16 protein-coding genes and 1 other RNA gene are annotated in these 22,433 nt (G+C 43.7%); 11 read left to right on the top strand and 6 right to left on the bottom strand.

Going from position 1 to position 22,433, the window contains the following annotated elements:
- Positions 1–6 precede the first annotated feature (6 nt).
- Positions 7–1,497 (bottom strand): hypothetical protein, encoded by a 1,491-nt coding sequence (locus J8M00_RS15365; protein WP_211011409.1) that lies wholly within the window; start codon positions 1,495–1,497, stop codon positions 7–9.
- 168 nt (positions 1,498–1,665) lie between these two features.
- Positions 1,666–4,563 carry an RNA polymerase-associated protein RapA gene (rapA, locus tag J8M00_RS15360; RefSeq protein WP_211011408.1) on the bottom strand — a complete coding sequence of 966 codons (2,898 nt, stop codon included), beginning with the start codon at positions 4,561–4,563 and terminating at the stop codon, positions 1,666–1,668.
- Between the two features lie 411 nt (positions 4,564–4,974).
- Here rapA and J8M00_RS15355 point away from each other — a divergent pair, with 411 nt between their 5' ends.
- From J8M00_RS15355 to J8M00_RS15345, 3 genes are all read left to right on the top strand, one after another.
- Positions 4,975–6,375, top strand: a complete 1,401-nt coding sequence (locus J8M00_RS15355) for a PhoH family protein (protein WP_211011407.1) — start codon at positions 4,975–4,977, stop codon at positions 6,373–6,375.
- A 185-nt stretch (positions 6,376–6,560) separates the two neighbouring features.
- Positions 6,561–10,301 (top strand): hybrid sensor histidine kinase/response regulator, encoded by a 3,741-nt coding sequence (locus tag J8M00_RS15350; protein ID WP_211011406.1) that lies wholly within the window; start codon positions 6,561–6,563, stop codon positions 10,299–10,301.
- Entirely contained in the window at positions 10,302–11,204 is a 903-nt protein-coding gene (locus J8M00_RS15345; protein ID WP_211011405.1) for a diguanylate cyclase domain-containing protein, read from the top strand.
- A 68-nt stretch (positions 11,205–11,272) separates the two neighbouring features.
- On the opposite strand, the gene J8M00_RS15340 is transcribed toward J8M00_RS15345, so the two are convergent.
- Together J8M00_RS15340 and J8M00_RS15335 are read right to left on the bottom strand one after the other, a co-directional pair.
- The gene (locus J8M00_RS15340) at positions 11,273–11,635 is read right to left on the bottom strand and encodes a DUF3192 domain-containing protein (protein WP_211011404.1); all 363 of its coding nucleotides are present in this window, start codon (positions 11,633–11,635) and stop codon (positions 11,273–11,275) included.
- 234 nt (positions 11,636–11,869) lie between these two features.
- Positions 11,870–12,817, bottom strand: a complete 948-nt coding sequence (locus J8M00_RS15335) for a D-2-hydroxyacid dehydrogenase (protein WP_211011403.1) — start codon at positions 12,815–12,817, stop codon at positions 11,870–11,872.
- 289 nt (positions 12,818–13,106) lie between these two features.
- On the opposite strand from J8M00_RS15335, the gene zntR reads away from it, so the two are divergent.
- The 3 genes from zntR (at position 13,107) to J8M00_RS15320 (ending at position 15,984) form a co-directional block, all read left to right on the top strand.
- Positions 13,107–13,523 (top strand): Zn(2+)-responsive transcriptional regulator, encoded by a 417-nt coding sequence (gene zntR / locus J8M00_RS15330; protein ID WP_211011469.1) that lies wholly within the window; start codon positions 13,107–13,109, stop codon positions 13,521–13,523.
- Complete coding sequence (locus J8M00_RS15325) at positions 13,507–14,793, top strand: SO_0444 family Cu/Zn efflux transporter (RefSeq protein WP_211011402.1); 1,287 nt, start codon at positions 13,507–13,509, stop codon at positions 14,791–14,793. The genes zntR and J8M00_RS15325 overlap by 17 nt, the downstream gene beginning before the upstream one ends.
- A 93-nt stretch (positions 14,794–14,886) precedes the next feature.
- Positions 14,887–15,984, top strand: a complete 1,098-nt coding sequence (locus J8M00_RS15320) for a 1-acyl-sn-glycerol-3-phosphate acyltransferase (RefSeq protein ID WP_211011401.1) — start codon at positions 14,887–14,889, stop codon at positions 15,982–15,984.
- 122 nt (positions 15,985–16,106) lie between these two features.
- Here the strand turns inward: J8M00_RS15320 and ssrS are convergent.
- Positions 16,107–16,289, bottom strand: a non-coding RNA gene (gene ssrS, locus J8M00_RS15315) — 6S RNA.
- Positions 16,290–16,563: 274 nt separating this feature from the next.
- Here ssrS and J8M00_RS15310 point away from each other — a divergent pair.
- Genes J8M00_RS15310 through J8M00_RS15295 form a run of 4 tightly spaced genes read left to right on the top strand, consistent with a single transcriptional unit; the run spans position 16,564 to position 20,823 of the window.
- Positions 16,564–17,127, top strand: coding sequence for a UPF0149 family protein (locus J8M00_RS15310; protein WP_023400822.1), 564 nt, complete (start codon positions 16,564–16,566; stop codon positions 17,125–17,127).
- Between the two features lie 2 nt (positions 17,128–17,129).
- Complete coding sequence (pepP, locus tag J8M00_RS15305) at positions 17,130–18,443, top strand: Xaa-Pro aminopeptidase (RefSeq protein WP_211011400.1); 1,314 nt, start codon at positions 17,130–17,132, stop codon at positions 18,441–18,443.
- A gap of 24 nt (positions 18,444–18,467) precedes the next feature.
- Positions 18,468–19,646, top strand: a complete 1,179-nt coding sequence (ubiH, locus tag J8M00_RS15300) for a 2-octaprenyl-6-methoxyphenyl hydroxylase (protein WP_211011399.1) — start codon at positions 18,468–18,470, stop codon at positions 19,644–19,646.
- 10 nt (positions 19,647–19,656) lie between these two features.
- Positions 19,657–20,823 (top strand): FAD-dependent oxidoreductase, encoded by a 1,167-nt coding sequence (locus J8M00_RS15295; RefSeq protein ID WP_211011398.1) that lies wholly within the window; start codon positions 19,657–19,659, stop codon positions 20,821–20,823.
- 10 nt (positions 20,824–20,833) lie between these two features.
- Here the strand turns inward: J8M00_RS15295 and J8M00_RS15290 are convergent, their stop codons facing one another.
- On the bottom strand, positions 20,834–21,679 hold the full coding sequence (locus tag J8M00_RS15290) for a LysR family transcriptional regulator (protein WP_211011397.1): 846 nt from the start codon (positions 21,677–21,679) through the stop codon (positions 20,834–20,836).
- A gap of 129 nt (positions 21,680–21,808) precedes the next feature.
- On the opposite strand from J8M00_RS15290, the gene J8M00_RS15285 reads away from it, so the two are divergent.
- On the top strand, positions 21,809–22,381 hold the full coding sequence (locus tag J8M00_RS15285; RefSeq protein ID WP_211011396.1) for a hypothetical protein: 573 nt from the start codon (positions 21,809–21,811) through the stop codon (positions 22,379–22,381).
- Positions 22,382–22,433: the final 52 nt, after the last annotated feature.

The following is a 22,433-nucleotide window of genomic DNA, read 5'->3' as shown; positions in this document are numbered from 1 at the left end:
ATGATTTTAGTTTGTTGCTGGGTAGGGGCCAGCATCATGAGTAAATTTAAATACAGCCTGTCGACCTGTCGCACAGCTTTCACCTGGCTGATATTGGCAGACAGAGAGACCATCTCGGGCAAACTTGGTTATTTCAAAAATGCTTTCTTGTTGGTTAATCAGCGTATGCAGGTTGCCATCAATGAAAGAGAAGGTACCAGTGCCCGCAGGCGATTTAACTCGGTTTACAACCTCTCCACTCTCGTTTGGAAATCGACTGAATACGTAAGCTTCTTTTTGCGCTTCATATTCCAAGGTCATTGGGGTGTTTGAGAAGATGTTTCTAGAAAAGTCTTGTATGCCAAACTCTTCATCATACTCGATTTTTAATATCCATTTACCTTGCATCTTCAGAGGACCTTGAGGATAAAACTCAGAGCTAAAATGATGTGCAACGTAAAGTGTATTGCCTTTTTTAGCGAGTAATTCATAGAAGAATTCACAACTAACATAGCAGCTATTATCAGGGCAATTTAATACTACACCTTGCTCTGGGTGTTCTAGTTTTTCTCTGACAAGCTGACCAAGATGGTTGAGCTCCCATTTAGACGCGGTATTGGCGACACCAGCAACCGCAATTTGATCAGGGTAGTAGTCATGAAAACGTCCAGAATTCTTGCGCCATTGGCCAACGATTTGCTCGTAAGTGAGTGCGACATCCTGCTTTTCGATCATGTAGCCACTGATCCACTTGGCTTGTTTTGACTCTTTGTTTACGTGTTTTGCGACAAAACGCAGCCCGATGTCGTCAATATATTCAAATACGCGTAGCACAATTTTCATGGGCTTATCGTTGCGCTGATAATTAAGAATGAGCTTTTTGCCTTTCTGCTTCCATGTTAGGTCACTCTGTGTGTTGTCCCAATGTTGTACGATCCCCGTGCCTTTTTCGTGAAAAGTGACCGAAGCTGAGCTACTGGCTTTAAACCAAGGAGTGTCGGCATGTGTTACTTCATCAATATTTGCGATTTCCCAAGTTTTATTTACCAGTTGTGATTGCCACCTTTTCAGCTGGCGTTGTTTTACTAACACTGCTTCACCTGAGATCGTATAGGTATCAACGACTTCTTGTGTTTCTTTGTGCCAAACTTGCAAGTGTTGTGTGTAGGGGCTTTGTTGTTGTGTTTTTGAATTGAAGCTTAACCCCGTTAATTGGTGAATATAGGTCTCATTCTCAGACAATTGTATTTCGAATTGACTTTGCGGCTGAGCGAGCTGCACCATGATTTGTTGCTGAGGTTGCCACTGCCATTGGGCGGATACTTTAAAGTCTCCAGATACAATGACTTGATTGTTAGGTTTGAAGCTTAATTTATAGGTTTGATCTGTGCCGCTACTATCAATTATAAAATAGTTTCCAATGGGCGAAGTGTTCTTGGCTGCATATGTTTGCATAGATGCTGTGGCCAGCATGAGAAGGCTGAGCATAAAAAGTGAGGTTATTATTCTTATCTTCATAGTCATTTCCTTGATTGTATAAATCTTGACCAAGTTATCAAGCTTTTAACCAATACACAATAACTATATGTTCTATATGAATTTAATAATAAATAATGAGGTTTATGGCTGGTGAAAGAATAAATAGGCAGTAAAGCGGGACTTTACTGCCTGATATTGAATAAATAGTTATTGGTTAGAAACCACAATTAAGCGAATGGCATCGAGTTTAACTTGCGCTTTAGAGATATGCTCGCTGAGCTGTGTTTTTTGTTTATCAAACACTTTAATCTCTTCGTCGCGAATATTGGGGTTGATGGCTTTTAGCGCGGTAAGGCGGTTTTGCTCTTCGTCCAATCGCGTTTGCATATCTGCTTGTGCCTGGTTTTGCAATGTTTCTAGCTGCTCATTTGCCATATCAGTTGCTTTGGCGATCAGTGGGTGGATTCCGGACTGAAGTGCATTGGCAAGCTTACTTGCAGTTTGGCGGCCAACAGCAGACAACTGCTGGTTAAATGCATCGAAGGCAACGTTATCTGCCAAGTTATTACCGGCTTTATCCATCAATACACGTATTGGCGTAGGAGGTAAGAAGCGTCCTACCTGCAATGATTTAGGCGCGGAAGTTTCGGCAACATAGATTAGTTCAACAAAGAAAGTACCTACTGGTAACTTGTTGTTTTTAAGCAATGCTACAGACGCACAGCCAAAATCATCATCACAGATCATGTCCATCACACCTTCTACCATAGGGTGATCCCAACTGATAAATTGTGCATCTTCTTGAGACAGTGATGTGGAGCGATCAAATGTGACTGTAATGCCATCATCTTTCAAACAAGGGAAGGATGGATTGAGCATGTGTTCTGTTGGCTTCAGAATAATGGTGTTTTCACCCTTGTCTTCTTGGTTAACGCCAAATATATCGAACACATTAATCATATAAGCTGGCAGAATAACATCGTCGTCGAGCGTTTCAATTTCACTGACGATTTGCTCGGCACGACCTTGACCGCTTGAATGTAGTTCAAGGAGTCTGTCTCGACCTTGCTCCATTTTGGCGCGCAGTACTTTATTCTGTTTGGCAACTTGCTCAAGCAGCGGATCTAGCTCTTCTTCGTCGCAATTATGGGCTGCGATAAACTCAAGCAAATCTTCAGAAAACTCTTTATAGAGTAGCTGACCTGTGGTGCTGGTGGTTTCAAATGCATCTAATGCTTCGTTGTACCAGCGCAGTAAAACTTCTTGTGCGGTATTGGCAAAGTAAGGTACATGAATATTCACATCATGTTGTTGACCAATACGGTCTAGACGTCCAATACGTTGCTCTAATAAATCTGGGTTCAGCGGTAAATCAAATAGCACTAAGTGGTGCGAGAACTGGAAGTTACGTCCTTCAGAACCAATTTCAGAACACAGTAATACCTGCGCACTGTCATATTCATCGGCAAAATACGCTGCAGCGCGGTCACGCTCAATAATAGACATGCCTTCATGGAACACCGCTGAACGAATGCCTTCACGTTCGCGCAAGGTTTGTTCTAGACTTATCGCGGTTTGTGCTTCTGCACAAATCAAGAGTACTTTTTCGTGTTTTAACTCTTTGAGTTTTTCAATCAGCCAATTTACACGTGGATCGAACTGTGTCCAGCTTGCACTTTCCCCTTCGAATTCTTGGAAGATTTTTTCTGGAAACAATGCACGTAACGCGCTTTTTTCAGCCGTTTGAATGCCACCCATATTACCTAAAACAGACATGGCTGTTTTATATTGTTTCGGCATTTCAACTGCATGTGCGTGGATTTTTCTGCTCGGGTAACCTTCAATACCGCTGCGGCTATTTCTAAACAAGATACGGCCGGTTCCATGACGGTCAAGCAGCATACCCAGCAGTTCTTGTTTTGCACTTTGTTCTTTTTCTGCAACACGCTTAAGTAACTCAGAGATATCGGTTTCTTTGAGAAGCTCAGTGATGGTCTGCGTGGCTTTTTCATCCAGTTCAGTATCTTGCAACAATTGATTTGCCGCGTCAGCAATTTCTTTGTAATTGCTCTCTTCCGCAACAAATGCATCGTAATCATAGAACCTATCAGGGTCTAATAGCTGCAAACGGGCAAAGTGACTGCGGTGACCCAGTTGATCAGGTGTCGCAGTTAACAAAATGAGGCCTGGAATATCTTGGCTAAGCTCAGCAATACGCTGATACTCAGTACTTGGTTTATCTTTTTCTACGGTTAAGTGGTGTGCTTCATCGACAATGAGCAGATCCCAATCAGCCAAGGTCGCCTGCTCAAACCAGCGGCGCTTTTTGGTGATAAACTCAAGGCTCACCAGTACCAATTGTTCAGTTTCAAAGACATTTGGAGAGTCGGCAAATGCTTCGTCGCAGCGTTCTTCATCAAAAATAGAAAAGCGCAAATTGAAACGACGTAACATCTCTACTAGCCATTGATGTTGCAGACTTTCAGGTACAATGATCAGCACTCGGCTAGCGCGGCCAGTGAGAATTTGCTGATGCAAAATCATACCGGCTTCAATGGTTTTACCCAGTCCCACTTCATCAGAAAGCAAAACACGTGGTGCAAAACGCTGTCCGACTTCATCGGCGATATATAATTGGTGAGGTATCAAGCTCGCACGTTGACCGATAAGGCCTTTAAGGTGAGATTGCTGACGGTTAAATTGGTGCTGCCATGTTTGGTAGCGTAATGTGTAGCGATCAAATCTATCTACTTGGCCTGCAAAAAGCCTGTCTTGCGGCTTATTAAACTTAATGAAGTGATCTAAAAAGGTTTCTTTCAGGCTGACAGTTTCTTCTTTGTCTAGACGAACACCATGATAGCAAAGCAGATCCCCTTGCTCTTCGATGCTCTCTACACGCATTTCCCATTCTTCAACACTGCGGATAACATCCCCAGGATTAAATGCTACACGAGTCACCGGCGCTTCTTGTACAGAATAAACGCGGTTTTCTCCACTGGCGGGAAACAGAATGGTTACTTGTCGACCCTCTAAGGCGACAATGGCCCCTAAACCCAAATCTGATTCGGTATCGCTTATCCAGCGCTGACCTAAGGAAAAATTCATGGTTTTCTCATCTTCGCAGAAAAAAGGCGGCTATGTTACCGAGAAGCAAAGCCTTGTTCAAGATTGTAAAAACACAATAAATGTGCCTTACAGCGTGGTGTTGTGCGGGTTTTACCAAATAACTCGGACATATTTGTTGTTTGCTCACCGTTGATTGTTTTTTAATGTGCAATAGTGGCTATTAAGCATAGTCAAACATGCTCATAGTTGGAGATAAAATATACGATCCAATTGATTAAAAAAAGTGACAATGTACATACCTGGAAATAAATAGGGACAGTTTCATACTGCACTTTTTGTCATAAAAACGACTTTTGTGACAAATAGACTAAAATTAAGTTAGAGCGATGTATTGTGTGGCGAGCAATACAGTGTTCAATCATAGAAATTGCAGACGAATAGGAATGCACTATGGGAAAAGATGACCTCGACCGGAAAATATATGTACTAGACACCAACGTTTTACTTCATGAGCCCCTCGCTTACCTCTCCTTCCAAGAACACGATGTTGTGATCCCCATGACAGTGTTAGAAGAACTTGACCACATCAAAGATCGAAAACGTGATGTCAGCAGAGATGCGCGGGTTGCAATTCGTAGCCTCGACGATGTCTTAACCGATGCAACACCCGAGCAAATGTTAGAAGGTGTTGATTTACCTAAAGTACAGAGAGACCCGAATAAACCAGCCAGCAGTGGTAAACTCATTATCGTTAACGACCATTTATACCCTGATAGTATTTCTGGTCTGCCGGGTAATGAAAATGATCACAGCATCATTAACTGTGCATTGCAATTGCAAAAACAGTATGTCGAAAAGCGTGTAGTTTTGGTGACCAAAGACATCAATATGCGACTTAAAGCAAAGGGAGTGGGATTAAAGTTTGTTGAAGATTACCGCACTGACCAATTAATTGATGATATTAATTTACTCACTTCTGGATATAACAAGTTCGAAGGCGACTTTTGGGCTACTGTAGGTGAGTGTCAAACCGAGCAGCAGGGCCGTTATAGTTTGCATAAAGTGCCAAAGTCGCTGATGCCGGAAGTTTTTTACAATGAATATCTACTCGATGACAGTGAGCATTTTGCAGCGCGTGTTATCGGTTATGATGAGGCCCATGTCACTTTAAAGGACATCAGTGTTGAACGTTTAATGCATCAACAAGCTTGGGGGGTTAAGCCAAAAAATGTGTATCAAGGTATGGCTTTAGATGCTTTACTCGATCCCAATATTGAATTGGTGGTACTTACCGGGCCTGCGGGATGTGGTAAAACTCTATTGGCACTGGCCAGTGCGCTAGAGATGATCATTGAAAAAGGGGTGTACGATAAGGTTATTGTTACCAGAAACACGCCAGAAATCGCCGAAAGTATCGGCTTCTTACCAGGTACAGAAGAAGAGAAAATGGCACCTTGGTTGGCGGCGATCACTGATACTTTGGAGGTACTGCACAAACATGATGAAAGCCCAATTTCCAGTCGTAACTACATAATGGAAAAGGCCAATATTCAGTTCAAGTCTGTGAACTTTATGCGTGGCCGGAGCATTCAAAATGCAGTGGTAATCTTGGATGAAAGCCAAAACTTAACGGCGTCGCAGCTGAAAACCATTATTACGCGCTGTGGTGAAGGGACTAAATTGATATGTACGGGGAATCTGGCGCAGATTGACAGCAACTACTTAACGCCGGTGACATCCGGGTTGACGTATATTGTTGAGCGCTTCAAAGATTTTGAAGGAAGCGCAACTGTCAACCTCAATGGGGTTGTGCGCAGCAGGTTGGCGTCGTTTGCAGAGGAAAACTTGTAAAACACGCCGTGAATTGTTAACTCGTTAGCAGGCGGTCGATGTATAGCTGTGAGCACATGCGGTTTACTGTTATACATCGGCTGTATGCACAAAAGAAATTGCAGCCAGCGTGAAGCACTTGCTTATCTCAATGGCGCTCGCTACTCTTTCAAAAAAAGATGGAAGCAATTATTACAGGCCCATGAATGGACATTTTGTCAGAGTTCCTGCCCCTTAAAACTTACCGAAAATCTATTTGTGTCGCTTTATTGATACCCTTAATTCTCGCAATCGTTCTGTGCTTTCACTTATTCAATATTAAGTTAGAGCGCCAATATGACGTGTATCAGGTGCAGTTTTCAGCGGTATTGGCACAGGTCGATCAAGCTGCGAGTGCTGCAAGTACGGTTATTGGCAGCATTAAAAGAGGTCTTGATACACCGATTAAATATCAACTCGCCAATAATGTGCAGCAGCAAGTGCGCCAGCAGTTGGGATACTATTATCATCGATTGCCAGAGCAGGGAGGGGAATTGGTTGGTTTGGGTACCTACAAAGCTTCGCCTCATGTATTGGAGCATTGGTTACACGTCATGGCGCTGGGTCCGAGTTTCGATACTGCGTTGGCATTGATCAGTGAATTAGAGGCCGTGGCATATTTTAATGAACATGGCTTTGCCTTTGTAAAACGCCGAGATGATACACAAAGCCATTTATTAACGGCCATTGTTGAAGGACGTTTTAGTCCAAGAAAGGGGGGGTTAGCAAACCCTGACAGTAAACAGACTCGGCTTTTCGGCAATACTTATTTCAGTATCGCACAGCCTATTATCAGCGGCGGTAAATCACACATTATTCTGATTTATAGTGCAGACAAAGTGACTGCTTTGCTGGATAAGTTGACCTTCGATGAGGGGGCATTGGCACTGATCGACGCAAATTCACAAGTATTGGTGCAAAGCAGCCAAGCAGCTGTTTTACAAAAAGACCCCATGGTTGAGTATGCTAGACTGTGGCGTGGAGGGGTTGAGCTACAAGGTGCAATACAAAATGCACCTTATTCGTTGCGGTTTCAGCAATCAGAAGACGCCTTTATTGCGGCGGTGTTTGAAGAGGTCATAATTGAACTTGGCTTTTTGACTCTGTTTATTGTGTTCACCTTCTTTACGTTTTTATGGTTAAACGGACAGATCTTTATTCGTCCGCTGAAGCACTTTGTTCACTACTTGACTAAGCAAGATTTAGCTGAAGACCACACGCTTAACTATCCAGTACCAAGTGATTGGCAGCCATGGTTTAAAGAAATCAAACAAGTTGTCACTCAAAGGCAAGCTTTATTTGAGCAAATGGAAACTCATAATGCGCGTTTAGACGATCAGGTTCAGCGCCAAAGAAAAGCGCTCTCTCGTAGCTTTGAGGCTAAAGAGCGCCAAGCCGCTCTGCTCAATACTGTGCTTAATTCAGTGCCGGATCTCATCTATTTTAAAAATATTGATGGCTCATTCATTGGTTGTAATCAGGCGTTTGAGCGATTTATTGGGGTTGTGCAAGCTGAATTGGTTGCCAAAGAGCATCAGGAAGTGAGTCAAAAGTACTTGGAATTACTTGACCTTGAGCAGGCGATGGAGCTCCACAGTATACCTTTGACAGAAACGCTCAACTTCGATGAAAAAGCATATTTGGTGAGTGTATCTCCATTGTTTGATGAGCAGGGGAGTCGTATCGGGAGTTTAGGTATTGCCCGCGATATTAGTGAACAACAACAGGCTATGATCGCGCTGCGAGCCTCTGAACAAAACTTTAAAGCGGCAATTAAACATGCGCCAAATGGCATTTTGCTGGTCTCAACAGAGTGTGTGATTTTAGAGTTCAATCGCGCTGTGCGAAAACTGTTAGATGGCGTTGAAGCTGGACAGCATTTAAGTGCCTTGTTTGATAAAGACGAGCTGGATACACTCAATGGCGTATTGGCGCAATTATTGGAAGAGCGTAAAGGGGTTAAAGTTTTGAGTTTGTCACAAAGCGAGTCAGCGCTATGGCTTCAGCTGAGTGTATCACTCGTTTGGGACAAGCAAAAGGTACCAAAATATTTTGTGATCCATGTACAAAATGTAACAGCCCTGACTAAAGCTAAGATAGAAGCCGAGCGGGCAAATAGAGCGAAAAGCCGTTTTATAGCAAATATCAGCCATGAGATCCGAACGCCTTTAAATGCGATACTGGGGTTAGTGGGGATCCTAAAACCAGGCTTAACACGTGTCCAAGACAGTGAAAAGTTAGCGCATATTGAAACCGCAGCGAAACAACTGCTGACAATGCTGAGCGATATATTAAGTTTTGCTCGCCTTGAGGGGGGACGAGCAAAACTGCATAGCAAACCATTTACGATATTGAACTTGATGAACAGTTTGAGCGCGCTGATCCAGCCTTTAAGCGATGCAAAAAAATTAGGTTTGAAATTACAGGTTGCAGCCAATGTGTGGCCTGAGTTTGTAGGGGATGAAGCTCGGATCAAACAAATTCTCGTCAATTTATTAGGCAATGCGGTTAAATTTACAAGCCATGGTGAAGTGGGCCTTAGGGTGGAAACAAAATGGAGTAAATCAGGGGAGCAGTGGTTGTCTTTTGCTGTATTTGACACCGGTCCAGGTATCAAAAAAGTGGACCAAAACCGCCTGTTTGATGCATTCACACAAGGAAATGAATCCAGTTCTCGAGAGTATGAAGGCATAGGCTTAGGGTTGGCTATTGTAAAACAACAAGTCACCCTATTGGGCGGTAAAATTGAGATCCGAAGCGAAGAAGGGATAGGGAGCACTTTTGAATTTGAGCTGATGTTGAAAACACACGGCCGGGCTTATCACGCTAATCATAACAACATATGTTTGGTATCAACAAATACACCGCCGAGTTATTTATCGGCCTATCAAGTCACGCATTTTGCCAATTTTGGTGAGGCGTTGGAACAGTTGGATAAATTTGCGTATATCGCCTGTGATGACATCGAGGAGTTGAGCTATTTATGTCATCACTTTAGCGATATGACGTCTTCAGGCTGTTCTGGGTTAGTGGTACCCAATAATTTAAATATGTCGCAATGTGCAAGCCATTCACTTACCACTCTTAGGCTACCTGAGCACATGTTTTACCAGTCGCTGTGTTTATCTCCGTTTGAACAAAGCACTACGTCGCCGCCAAGTCATGATCGTTTGGCAAACGCTTTGTGCTTAGTGGTTGATGACAATGTACTAAACCTTGATATATCCAAAACGGTTTTGGAGCAACATGGTGCGCTAGTTGTGGCGCTCTCTAGTGCACAGGGTATTTTGGATATTTGCCAAAAGCTCAAACCTGACATGGTGCTTATGGACATCTATATGCCACATATTGATGGTTATCAGGCCACTCAAATTATCCGTGAGAAACTCAGTGAAGAGGCATTGCCAATTATTGCGCTTACTGCAAATGCACATGAGCATGAAAAAGAAAAAGCGTTCGAACATGGTGTTAATGCATTTCTAGTTAAGCCCATTTCTCCTGATGACTTATGTGTCGCCTTGCAGCCCTATGTAGGAAATCACCCGCGTGTTTTTGATAAATCGTTTGCCCTTAGGCAGCTGATGAATAACTCGGACCTTGTAAAAGCAATGTTGGATAAGTTTGCTAAACTGTGTGATGAGTATGTTCGTGATTTGCAAGCCGTTGATAGCAATGCGCGGTTGGCAGAGATTGCACACAGTATTAAAGGGGCTGCTGGTGGTATTGGATTGGCGCGCTTAGCTGACTATGCCAAATTGACCGAGGCAAACGCTCGCCGTGAAAAGGTGGTTAATTCATCAGATAGTGGGTCAAGCAGTGCCCCTTTGAATGATAAGATGCGAGATGAGTTAATATCTTTGATTCAACAAGCGCAACAGTTTATTTTATTGGAAGCAAAAGGAAGTTAAATGCAAAAGTCAGCCAATATCTTAGTGTTAGACGGTGATCCTCTCAATCGGGTGGTTTTGGAAAATACCTTATCTGATGAGCACTTGGTGATTGGTTGTTCCAATAGCGGCCAAGCATTTGAGCGCCTATTGCAAACGCGCTTTGACCTAATCATTGTGGATATTTTAATGCCAGATGATGAAGGCCTTGATTTTCTGTTACAGCTCAAAGCGGATCCCAGTAGCTATCAAATACCAGTGATAGTCATTTCAGCTAGTAATAGTTACCAAGATGAAGCGCGCGGGCTGATGTTGGGGGCGGTGGATTATATTGTTAAGCCGTTTAGCCCTAATATCGTCAAAGCGCGGATAAAAATTCATTTGGCAATTAAGCAAAAGAATGACTTGCTTGAGCGTCTAGCTAATATCGATGGATTAACCGAAATTCCAAATCGTAGAGCGTTAGATGAGACCCTTGCCCAGCTTTGGTATCAAAGTCGGGATCAACATGTGCCACTATCAATGTTGCTCGTGGATATAGACTATTATAAAGAATACAACGACAGTTGTGGGTTCAGTGCTGGCGATGAGTGTTTGGTTAAAGTTGCCAAGGTTTTGGAAAGCATCACACAAAAAGTAGAGGGGTTTGTTGCGCGTTATGATGGCGTGCGGTTTGTAGCTCTGATGAATAAACGCAATGCAGATCAAGCGTTGTCTTTAGCTGCTGCCATGCATCAAGCTGTAGATGCTTTATCAATTCCTCATCCTAGCTCTCCTATTTGCGCGCACGTAACGATTAGCATTGGGGTAGTCCATGTCAAAGAAGATTTTTCTGGTGATCACCAAGATAGTTTGAAGCTGGCGGATGAAGCCTTGTTGCAAGCACATCACTTGCAAGAGCGGGTGGTTTTGGTAAACCGCTAACGCTCACTGTACGCCAAATGAAAAAGCCGCGATATGCGGCTTGAGCAGGGAAATGTCTGAATAGTTGGTTACAAGTAAGTATCTACCGCCGACTGACCAAAACCAACGAGTTGATTGTTTTTAAATACCAATGGTGTGCATTCGTCTTTGGTGATCTGGCCATCCGCGTGTTTTCTGTTCGTGGCAAAGTAAAGGACCTGATATGTGTGGCCGCCTTTTGATATTGCTTCGTTGAAGTCTGGCGTGCCAAATTCTTTAGTAACTTCTTTGTAGCTAGTACCCAGTGCGAGTTCGCTGATCTTATCTCTATTTTCTTGGTGTTTTGCAGGCCAGCTATTGTAGTGACGCATTTCACCATCAGACACGGCAACGATACAACCAGACAGTAATGTAGTGCTTAAAAGCGCAGTAGCAACAAGTAATTTTTTCATTGTGTTATCCTCATGACCTGATGTGTACAGTCATCATCAAGTTTTATTTTATTTTTTACTTACCTTAACTTTTGCAATTGTTTTGCCAGTTTTTTTATTATTAAAAATCAATTGGTTATGGTTTTTGGAGAAAGGTGGGTATGAGATTTACACTAAATAGTAACAATAATGAATAAAATGTGGTGTTTTAAGCCACTCATATTAAGTGGCCTAAACTGCATTGCATTTGCGTGGTTAAACCACACGGTTATGTTGCCCACCATCTAAATAGCTGGTGATGTTTTCAGCAATACCAAGAATTAGTCGAGTGATTGATTCTTGACTGGCCCATGCCGTGTGTGGGGTCAGCATTAGATTGTCGCCCTGATATTTGATCAGTGGATTATCAGCGTCAGCAGGTTCAACCGAGAGCACATCAACACCCGCCGCGGCGATTTGATTGTTAGCGAGTGCATCAGCTAGAGCCTGCTCATTGACTATGCCACCGCGTGCTGTATTGATAAGAATAGCGCGCTTTGGCAACAGTGAAAGAGTCTCAACATTAAACAAGTTTTCAGTTTGCGGTGTGAGTGGACAGTGTATTGAAACGATATCAGCAATCTTCATTGCATCTTCAAATGCCATACGGCCACTGCGTGTTGCTTTGCTATTTGGGCGCTCAGCAATGATCACTTTGGCACCAAATGCCTCAGCGACTTTAGCGGTTGCCTGGCCAAGGTTACCATAGCCGACGATAACAAAACGTTTATTGGCAATGTCATTAATACTGTGATCTAGACGGCAAAACATTCTACTATTTTGCCAAGCGCCTAGCTTTGTATCTGCGGCGTAGCGATGAATATTGCTCATTAGGTTACCTAGCAAGGTAAAGGTGTGCTGAACGACTGAAGGGGTTGAGTATCCGGCAACATTAGTAACCGCAATACCTGCATCTTTTGCCGCAACCAGATCAATATTGTTAGTACCAGTGGCGGCAACACAGATTAACTTTAACTCAGGTGCTACTGCAAAGTGAGCGCCATTCAACTGAACTTTATTAGAGACGATGATGTTTGCCTGTTGAATGCGACTGTCGACCTCACTGGGGCTGGTGTATTCATATGTGGTTACAGTGCCAAATTCGTGAAGTGGAGAAAGGTCGACGCCTGCCAAAGTAGCGGCATCCAAAACAACAATATTCATATTTTTATCTCGTTATTGACTTTGGAGCTAACTCCAAGGTTTATACTCTTTATTAGTGATGAAATTGACGAAATGGTGGCGATGAATTTTAGCGCCTATTTAATTGATGGGCATTAAACGTGCTAGTTCACGACACCATTTGCAGAGTTCATGTGTGTACGTTCAGCAAATAGCAAACGCCAGTGTATCACTTTTAGCACTTAAATTTGATTTATTGTGGCTAACAAGTTGTTCAGGCTTAAGTGCATCAGCTGACTTTATCGTGTTAACTGAGTGAATAACCATGGCGATGTATCGAATAGGGCAGCTTGCAAAGTTGTTAGGCGTATCGACGGATACGCTGAGATATTATGAGCAACAAGAGTTATTGGTTGCCAATGAAAGAAGTGCGGCGGGCTATCGTCTATATGATAAACAGGCAGTAGATAGACTGCGTTTTATTATTCGCGCAAAGGAAGTTGGATTTAATCTTAAAGATATTCAAGAGTTATTGAGTATCAAGATTGATAAACAACAATATCGCTGTGAAGAAGTAAAAACCCTGACTTTACAAAAGCGAGATTGGGTCCGCGAAAAAATTTCGGAATTGAGCATATTTGAACGTTCATTGACTTTACTGGCTGATCAATGTTGTGGTGGTGATGAACCCGCAAACGCTTGTTCAATTTTAACGGCACTGGAGGATTTAGATGACACTCATCAGTAATTTTTGGCAATTGTTTGTTATATCAGCACCTTGGCTGATGCTGGGTCTACTACTGGCAGGCCTGCTTAATGTATTTATTCCAAAAGACTTTTTACAACGTCATTTAGGTAAAGAGGGATTGTGGACAACAGTTAAAGCGGCATTGATCGGCGCACCCATGCCACTGTGCTCCTGTGGAGTGATCCCCGCGGCCATTGGGCTGCGAAGAGCTGGTGGGTCTAAAAGTGCCACCACTGCATTTTTAGTGTCAACGCCGGAAACGGGCGTGGATTCCATTTCTGTATCGTACGCTATGCTGGGGCCTTTTATGGCCATTATTCGGCCAATTGCAGCTGTAGTCAGCGCGATCACAGCGGGGTTATTGGTTGGCCGAGATAACCACGAACAGTCAGTGGACGCGCAGCATAGTGATAAACACCCACAAGCGGCGCCGTGTTGTACTAAAGCGCCGCAGGCCGCCCCTAAATCGGAATCCGCTTGTTGTACCAAGAGCTCGGAAGCTGCATCTGTTTGCCGTGAGCAAGTATCAAAAGTGGTGACTGAGCCCACAGCAACTTGCTGCGGCGCTGAGAGTGCCTCAACGGCACCGCGCGGTACGCATAATCATAAACACATGACGAGTGGTCATCAGCAAGGCAGTTGCCCGGAAGAAGAGAAAATAGAGCAACCAGAAGTAAGTGCTTGCTGCTCTTCTCAAAGTAAATCCAAAGACCGCTTACCTACCAAGCTATGGCAAGCAGTCAAATTTAGTTGTAACAAGCTATTATCTGATACTATGGTTTGGCTTCTAATTGGTATATTCTTCGCTGCATTAGTCCAAACATATGTGCCAACCGAGTTTTTAGCTCAATGGGGTGACGGTATATTGGCCATGATAGTGGTCATATTGATCAGTATTCCTATGTATATTTGTGCGACGGCTTCGACGCCTATTGCTGCAGGGCTGTTGCTCGCCGGGGTGTCACCAGGGGCGGTGTTAGTCTTTATGTTAGCGGGACCTGCAACAAATGTGGCAACCATTGGGGTGGTTGCAAAAGAGTTAGGACGTCGAGCTGTAGCTGCATATATTACAGCTGTTATTGGTGTCGCTATATTGTTTGGTTTTTTAACGGACTATCTTGTTTTGCAATTTGGTTTTGAAGTGGCTGCAATGGCAGGGCATCAGCATGAAGTGTTGCCAAGCTGGCTGAGCCAAATCTGTGCCATTTTACTTGCGATGTTGATGCTGCGTTTATTCGCGATGGATTTCAAACAACGTCTGACAACCTAGTGTGGTCAGACTTGATATTCTTAGCATCCGGATTGAGAGCGAGATAGAATAGGCCGTTTTTTGTCATACGCCTAGATCAGTAAGAGTAATTTAGTGGATAAATACGCAGATATCAGACCTTATAATGATGATGAAGTGCCCGCGGCCCTAGAGAGGTTATTGGCCGACGAACAGTTTTTAGATGTTATTGCCGAACATAACTTACCAAAATGGATAGCGTCTTTTGCTGCTATTAGCAGACCTTTGGTAAAAGCGAGACTCAAATCTAAATGGAAAACTGTCAACAATGTTGAAGCCGTTCAAAATGAGGTGGCACAATATTTGTCTATGTTGGTTGAGCGTACCACTTCCAAGGTTACCTATTCTGGGCTTGAGCGTTTAGATAAAAATGGCGCATATTTGTTTATTTCTAATCACCGCGATATCGTATTAGATCCGGCGCTGGTTAACTGGGGATTGCACCAGAACAATTTGCCGACTGTACGCATTGCAATTGGTGATAACTTATTGCAAGTCCCTTATATTACCGAGTTGATGCGCTTGAATAAGAGCTTTATCGTAAAGCGCTCAGCAAAAGCGCCAAAAGAGATGCTCAAAGCGCTGTCGCAGTTATCAGGTTACATTTATGACTCACTGCAAGAAGGCAATTCGATTTGGATAGCACAAAAAGAAGGTCGCGCAAAAGATGGTATTGACTATACCGACCCTGCGCTCTTAAAAATGCTGCAACTTCAGGGGAGGCGTTTAAAAGAGCCATTTGCTGACTATGTACGCAAACTAAAGGTAGTGCCAGTATCAATTTCTTATCAATATGAGCCCTGTGCACTGGCAAAAGCCAAAGAGCTCTATCACAAGCAACAGTTTGGCGAGTACCAAAAAGAAGAAGGCGAAGATATCAAGAGTATCATTGATGGATTTAGCGCTGATAAAGGCAATGTCCATGTCGCATTCGGTACGCCCATTGAGGATGATTTTGAAACGCCAGAGGAGTTGGCGCAAATCATTGACAAGCAAATCATTGATAACTATTACTTGCATTCAACAAACTATTTAGCTGCGGGCGAGCAAGCAAATAGCAGCAGTGAAGAAACTGAACGTTTCAAGCAAAGCATAGAGACACTCCCAATCGAGCTGAAAGAGTTTGTTTTGTCTATGTATGCGCAGCCTGTAAAGCGTAAGTCATCTATATAGACATGAGAAAGTCAATGTAAATAGGGAGCCCATAGGATTATGTTCTGTGGGTTTTTTATTTTGTATATTCGGAAAAAGAAATAAGTCAGGCGAACTCAATGCGAGTTTTGATGGTAGGTGAAGGTGTCCCCGGCTGCGCGGATGCGGATGTAAGTCCTTGAACCCTAAGGTTCAAGGCGGAAGGCAACAACCCACCGTAGGCTTCTCGGTACCTGCCAAGCTTGCGCAAAAGTGAATAAACTGCATTCCTAAAAAAAGTTTATCGGCTCAGGGACATAATCCACTGTCCGGCGAGCTAGGGAACAACTTTAGTATATAAGACAACACCGAATGCTTAAACCATAAAATGAAAAAATCTTACTTATTTGCTGGCAAAATCACCGACTGAGTATTGGCTGCCCAATTTTTGCTTTTTTTACATACACGCGCCCTAGATTCTCTGTTTGAAAACTACCTGTGTCTTGGTAGGCAAACAGATGGAACCGCGGGGTTTTTTCCTTCGAGACAAGACAATGCATTGTAGTTGCTATACTTCGAATGGTAGCATTAACCTTATCAAGTGAATGAGAATTAAGCCTTATGATCGAATTAAAAGATTACCAGCAAGCACAGTTACTACTCGAAAAACACGGCATCTTTGTCGCACCTGCAGAAGTTCATGGCACTATTAGTGGCATTTTGGCCTGTGGCTTGAGTATTGATGATAAAGAATACTTAGGTTTACTCAGTGACGTATTCAATGACGGCCAAGCTTTCGGCGTTGAACTCAAAGGGTTTTTAGCCGAGTTATACAAGCTTGTGGTAGAGCGTTTTAATGATCCTGAACACACCTTTGAAGTTTATTTGCCAAATGGTGATGAAGCACTTATCGATCAAGCTAATGCGTTAGTCTCTTGGGTTTCAGGGTTTTTACTTGGCTTTGGTCTAAAGCAAAAAGACTATGGCAAGCTGTCTGATGACGTAAAAGAAGTGATCAGTGACTTCAGTGAGATCACTAAGCTTGATACACATTTCGATGATACAGAGGAAGACCAACAAGCATTTCATGAAGTGGTCGAGTATATTCGTGTTTCTGCGCTTTTATGCTTTGCAGAGATGGGCAGAGAGCAAGGAAATGGCGCAACATCAAAAACAGTGCACTAATTATGATAAAAAATGAAGAGTTTGTAGCACGTCGCACACGACTGCTAAACAGCCTAGATAGCAATGCGGTGGCGATTATTCCTGCGGCCGCAGAAATTACTCGCAGTCGTGATACTGAATTTCCATTTCGCCAAGACAGCGACTTTTTTTACTTAACAGGTTTCAAAGAGCCGGATGCCGTTCTGGTCTTACACAAAGACAAAGTAGGTAATGGCCGTACTATCTTATTTTGCCGCAATAAAGACAAACTAGCGGAGATTTGGCATGGTAGGCGAGTTGGCTTTGAAAAGGCCAAAACCCAGTTTGATATGGACGAAACCTATGCTTTAACAGATTTAGATGACGAATTATTAGCGTTGGTGAATGGCTGTGCGACATTGTACTTTGGTCAGGGAACATATCCAATATTTGATGACAAGGTATGGAGTTTATTGAGCACACTGCGCGGTGCACCGAAAAAAGGCTATAAAGCACCAGAGACCATCAAGGATATCCGTCCCTTGGTACATGAAATGCGTTTGTTTAAGTCAGAGAGTGAAATTGCCGTGATGCGCAAGGCGGCGCAGATCAGCGCACAGGCGCATGTGCGAGCGATGCAATTTGCCAAGCCAGAAGCTACTGAGTATCAATTAGAAGCTGAAATACATCACCACTACGCGATGAATGGCGCGCGATACCCAGCATATGGCACCATTGTTGGTTCAGGTAACAATGCCAATATATTGCATTACACCGAAAATAGTGATGCGTTAAAGTCAGGGGATTTGATCTTGATCGACTCAGGATGTGAATTGGAAGGATATGCTGCTGACATAACACGAACTTTCCCGGTCAGTGGTCAGTTTAGCGCTGCGCAAACTGAAATTTATAACTTGGTACTCAAAGCGCAATTGGCGGCATTTGAAGAAGTAAAACCAGGTGGTACTTTAGTCAAAGCCAACAAGCAGGTTGTTCGTGTTTTAACTGAAGGCTTAATTGAACTGGGTATCCTTTCAGGCACTGTTGAAGAGTTGGTCGAAGCACAAGCTTGCAAAGCATTTTATATGCATGGTGTAGGTCACTGGCTCGGTTTAGACGTGCATGATGTTGGTGAGTATAAGCTGGATGAGGCAGATCGACCGTTTGAAGCGGGTATGGTCTTGACCATTGAGCCCGGCTTATATTTCGATGAAGATGCTGAAGTGCCAGCACAGTACAAAGGCATTGGCGTGCGCATTGAGGATGATTTACTGATCACGCAAAATGGCCATGAAAACTTAACCGTTGATGTGCCAAAATCGATAGCAGAGATTGAAGCGCTGATGCAAAAAGCCTAACTGCAAGAATTGGGAGTATCAGGCTTGCAACAATTCGACGTACTTATTGTCGGTGGTGGCATGGCAGGTGCCACTGCTGCCGTCAGTATTAAAAAACAAATTCCCAACTGCCGTATTGCTGTGGTGGAAGCATTTGCCCCTAAAGCGCAAAGCCACCCAAGCTTTGACGATCGCTGCATTGCGCTGGCAGAACAGTCCGTTGATTACTTAAGTCAACTTAACCTCTTTAATAAAACCTGGTCTTTTGCTGAGCCAATCTTAAAGGTCAATGTGTCTGATAGAGGTCATTTTGGGAAAGCGGCGATCACACCTCAAGAGTATCAAGTTGATGCATTGGGCTATGTGGTCGAAGTGAATCCATATGGTCAATTTTTGCACCAGCAATTGCAAAACCAAGACATTACTTTGTTTTGTCCTGCTAAGGTCACCTCATTAGTGCAGCATTTAGACTATGTTGAGGTGACGCTCGATAGTGATGAAGCAGTAAAATTACGGGCAAAACTACTTGTGGTTGCTGATGGAGCGCAATCACCGACACGAGATTTACTTAACCTCGAATTTGATAGCTTTCTATATGAGCAAGGGGCATTAATTGCGAATGTGAAAGTGTCGCCTGAACATCAAGGTCAAGCTTTTGAGCGTTTTACATCACAGGGGCCTATTGCACTGTTACCTATGAGCGAAGGACGCTTCTCGGTAGCGTGGTGCATGAATCAAAGTGCGCTAGAGGAAGTATTAGCGCTTGATGACAGCCAGTTTTTAACGCGTCTACAACAAGAGTTTGGCTATCGTGGTGGCCTGTTTGAAGCGGTAGGAACGCGCAGTCGTTATCCGCTTGTTCATGGACGTATCTCCAGTGTGGTACATCATCGTGTGGTCGTGATAGGTAATGCCGCCCACGCCATTCACCCGATTGCCGGTCAGGGTTTTAATCTTGGTATGCGTGATATTCAATGTTTGGTCACACAGCTAGAAGCAACAGAACTCGATAGTTGGGGCTGCCATGGGTTTACCCAAGCTTATAAAGTCGCTAGAGATCAAGACATCGGGCGAGTGATGACTTTGACTGATGGCCTTGTGAGGCTGTTTTCCAACGAGTCTCGCAGCATCGCTTTTGGGCGTAGTTGCGGCTTGATGATGATCAGCCTGTTTCCCAATTTAAAAATGCCATTGGCTAGACAGCTAATGGGCCGAGTGCAATAGAGGAGCTCTCATGCAGCAAGTGCAAGTATGTATAGTCGGCGGTGGCTGTATTGGATTAACGCTGGCATTGGGTTTAGCACGACAAGGTATTTCAGTGATGGTGCTTGACGCCGGCGCTGCGCCACAGCCATTAAATGAAGACTATGGTGTGCGAGTCAGCGCGATCAGCCTTGCCAGTCAGCAACTGTTTGAATCATTGGATGTTTGGCAGGATATCTTTGCTAGTAGAGCAACGCCTTATACCGCAATGGATGTCAGAGATGCAGACAGCTTTGGCAAAATTGCGTTTGATGCACACGCTTTACAGCTCCCCGAGCTGGGTCACATCATTGAAAACGATGGTATTCGCTATGCGTTGTACAATAAGCTACAGGCATATGAACACGTCACGCTGGCGTTTGAAAGCCGCTATCAAACGATTCATCAAACAGATACCGATGTGCTGATCACGTTAGCGTCTGGCATGCCAGTAATGAGCAAGCTGCTGGTGGCTGCCGATGGCGCAAACTCTGGAGTGCGTAAGTTATTTGATATGCCGCTGAGCTTTTGGGATTACGACCACCATGCAATTGTGGCCACGGTCAAAACCGATAGTGCCCATCAGCATACGGCACGTCAGGTATTTTTACCGACAGGTCCTTTGGCATTTTTGCCATTGCGTGAAGACAATATGCATTCCATTGTTTGGTCAACGTCTCCTGAGCATGCTAAGCAGCTTATGGCGCAAAGCCCTAGCGAGTTTAATAAGTCTTTGTCCGTCGCCATAGATATGCAATGTGGATTGTGTGAAGTGCAAAGTGACAGAGCAGTGTTTCCACTTACTATGCGCTACGCCCAGCAATGGTTAAAAGGTCGTGTGGTATTAATGGGAGATGCAGCCCATACCATTCACCCATTAGCAGGTTTAGGCATGAATTTAGGCTTAAAAGATGCAGCGCATTTAATTAACGCATTGGGTGAGCAGAACCAGGAGTTTGCCGCACATAAAGTACTCAGAGAGTACGAGCGTGCGCGCAAGTTGGATGCACAAAAGCACATTGCTATGATGCAGGGCCTTAAAGACTTATTTGAGGGCGCGCACCCGGCTAAAAAGCTAATCCGAGGCTTGGGTTTGAGCTTAGTTGATAATTTAGGTCCGATCAAAAACCTGTTTGTAAAGCAGGCTGTAGGGCAGTAAGGGCGCTGCGTTACGACAAACGTAACGCGATAAACTCAGCGAGTTTGTTTACAGCGTGGGCGGACTCCTGAGTATTTTTGATTAAACTGATCCCTATTTCGCCAAGCATCGGCAAATCATGGGTATATTCTTGATAAGATAATTCGCTCGGTACGGTATTTTTGGCTAAAACCGTGATCCCCAACCCTTCGTTTAACGCCGCTATCAGGCCGGTTAAGTCTGCATTGCTGTATACGATACGAAATGGACGGCCGCTTTGTTGCAGCGCTTCAATAGCACGACGTCGATAAATACAGCCCTCTGGTGCGGTGACTAAGGTGATGACATCTTTTTTTGCTAGCGTTAAGTCGCCAACCCAGACCAATTGATCGCGCATAAATATAGGGTGGGTTACAGATTCTAGCTCTTCATTTAACGCCAAAACCAGATCAAATTGATCTTGTCTAGATACCGAAAGTAAATGCTTGCTAAGCCTTGATTTTACTTCCAGTGCTACATCTGGATACAGAGAGACAAAGTCACCGATGATGGCCGGTAGAATACGCGCGGCAAACTCACTAGGGATCCCTAAGCGCACGCGACCTGTGACGCTTTCAGAAGTAAATTGTTGCAAGATGGCGTCATTATATTGCAGCATCTGCTTTGCTTGCGGCAACAGGAGTTCACCGTACTGATTAAGCACTTGACGCTGGCCTTGTTTTTTAAACAACTTACATCCAAGTAAGTCTTCTAAGCGACGGATCTGCAAACTTACGGCTGGTTGGGACAAGCCGAGCAATTCACCTGCTTTTGCAAAACCTCCGACCTCTACAACCGTGACAAGTGTCCGTAGGCCATCAATTGATAAGTTCTTCATATTTAAAAAAGCTATTTATAAATCTTGAATACATTAATATTATTTATCAATTGATAAATAATTACAATTTGTTGTTGGTTATCTGCCACCCTATACTTTTGTCCATCTTAATTTCACTAAGGTGGTTGTATGACGTTTTCTCCGATAATTTTTGCCAAACACCGTCAAGGGACTGTACCAACAAAGAATGCTTACAGTTCACAGGCAGGTCAAGTGGTATTAGATTTTAGTGGCTTTGAAACGACGCCTTTCCTTAATCAAGAGCTTGGCATCAACTTAAACAAGTTGATAGCGCCCGGTCTTGGTATTCAAGGCACATTTGCCAACGGTCACCGCTACGCGGTTTACTACTTTAGTGAAACAGCTTATCGCTTTATTTTGGATCAAGACGCTGCATCAACTTTACAAGTGTTAGTTGAGCAGCATGAGCACGAGTACGATATTGAACTTGTACGTCGAGAAGACTTAGTCATCGCACAGCTCAGTGGCAACGCTGCATTTGATTCATTATTAACAAACTTTTCGCTCACACCTGGCTTAGGTATTTCAGATCTACAAGCTTGTTATGGCAAACAAAGTGGTGATGTATTTATCACTACGTTACTACAAGATGGTGTGCAGCAGCATCAACTTATCGCGCAGCAAGCCCCGCTTTCAGCGTGGCAAAAAAAGCTCAGCGCTGAAGGTTTTTGCGTAAATTAATTCCGTGCATTTGAGTTGGTCACCAGCTCAAGATTAACCCCTTCGAGGTTTT

Origin of the sequence: Pseudoalteromonas luteoviolacea (assembly GCF_018100925.1) — a bacterium.
Taxonomy (GTDB): Bacteria; Pseudomonadota; Gammaproteobacteria; order Enterobacterales; family Alteromonadaceae; genus Pseudoalteromonas; species Pseudoalteromonas obscura.
Note: the sequence above shows the minus strand (reverse complement) of the source record. Positions and strands in the feature narration are given on the sequence as shown.